General features: G+C 31.6%; 2 protein-coding genes. One reads left to right on the forward strand and one right to left on the reverse strand.

Annotated features, from left to right (window positions below):
* Positions 1 to 240 precede the first annotated feature (240 nt).
* Positions 241 to 420 (forward strand): aspartyl-phosphate phosphatase Spo0E family protein, encoded by a 180-nt coding sequence (locus FA014_RS19450; RefSeq protein WP_230323457.1) that lies wholly within the window; start codon positions 241 to 243, stop codon positions 418 to 420.
* Between the two features lie 787 nt (positions 421 to 1,207).
* Here FA014_RS19450 and FA014_RS20395 read toward each other — a convergent pair.
* Positions 1,208 to 1,441, reverse strand: a 234-nt coding sequence (locus FA014_RS20395; protein WP_195969399.1) for a hypothetical protein, incomplete at its 5' end; no start/stop codon positions are given.

The raw sequence follows: 1,441 nt of genomic DNA on the forward strand, positions 1-1,441 counted from the left end.
ATCTTTATATGTGAAGTATATCACAAACTTTTTTGGTTGTGAAGATAAAAAATTAAAATTTGTATGACAAGTTTTGATTTCAAGATAAGTAATAAGAGATTGAAAGATAAAATTCCATTGTATAAGGACATTTGTATACTGTAAAATACTTGTATGAAAATAAAAAGATAAAATGAATACAAGGTTGATCGCTTTTAGAATGATCAACCTTGTATTCGTTTTGCTATTAAAAGCAAATGGGTGAGGGGAATATTGGAGTCTCATAAAGTGATTTTAAAAGAAGCTTTAACAGTGGAGATTGAAAAAGAGAGAAAATCGTTGGTAGAAACGGCATTCAAAGAGGGTTATACAAGTAGTAACACGGTAGAGATTAGTCAATTTATTGATGAGATGTTGAATGAATTAGAAAAGATTAAATAGAGCTATTGAAAATAACAAAAAAGCAACCTCGGCATTGGCCAATGAACGAGGTTGCTTTTTTGTAAGGGTTTGTTCATACGTATCCGAAGTATGAAACATTCATAGATTACCACGTTCTGTAATTAGAGGATATTTTTAATGTGTTGGTATATATACAAAATAAAAAGCAACCTCGCCAGTGGAAGCGAGGTTGCTCAAAAATAGGGTTACGTTGAAATTTGTAAAAAATAGTCTGACTTTTAATATATCATATTTGTATACAAAATCAATTATTTGAAACGTTCTGCATATGTATAAAAGGTGTGCTTTTTATGCATCATTTCTCCGACCACCTGTAAGGAGAACCCCGTCATATCAAGGATGTATAAAAAGCTGCATACTCCTGAAAAGGTGGCTGTCTTAGAACCCTTGTCTACCAAGGGTTCTTTTTTGGGTTGTGTTCCGGAAAGAGTGATTATGTTAACTAAAGATGTATAGAGTATAAAAAAGAACCTACTATACAAAACAGTAGGTCCTTTTTTATTTTCTTTTCAGCTTCTTAACAATTTTAAAGACTAAAAAGCCTATTAAGCCAACAATTATTAGAAATGTTATCAAGCCTGACGGGCTAAAAGTAATCATATATTATCATCCTTAAAAATTAAAATGCGTATAAATTAAAACTACCAGTTGTAGTGGTGATTCTAGTATAAGCGTTAGTATAAGTATATACAACAGCTACACCACCATATTTAACAGTCTCATCCATACTCCAAGAGGTTTTGTTTTTTGTGGTACTACTAGATTTTCAACCGTTGTACACTATACCTACGTAAGTTACACCATTACCTAATAATCCATAAGCAACATTTGTCACGGTAGTTTGTATCTTTTTTACTTTTGAGCTTCCAGAAGTAATTTTAGCAGTCATCTTACCTCTATATGAATGATTTAAAGCATTAATATCTCCATAAACTCTTCCAGTGAAACTTACACCAACACCATAACTCTTAGTACTTTTACTAAAAGCTTGGCTACCAGA

The sequence above is a fragment of the Cellulomonas hominis genome, assembly GCF_005239125.1.
Taxonomy (GTDB): Bacteria; Actinomycetota; Actinomycetes; order Actinomycetales; family Cellulomonadaceae; genus Cellulomonas; species Cellulomonas hominis_A.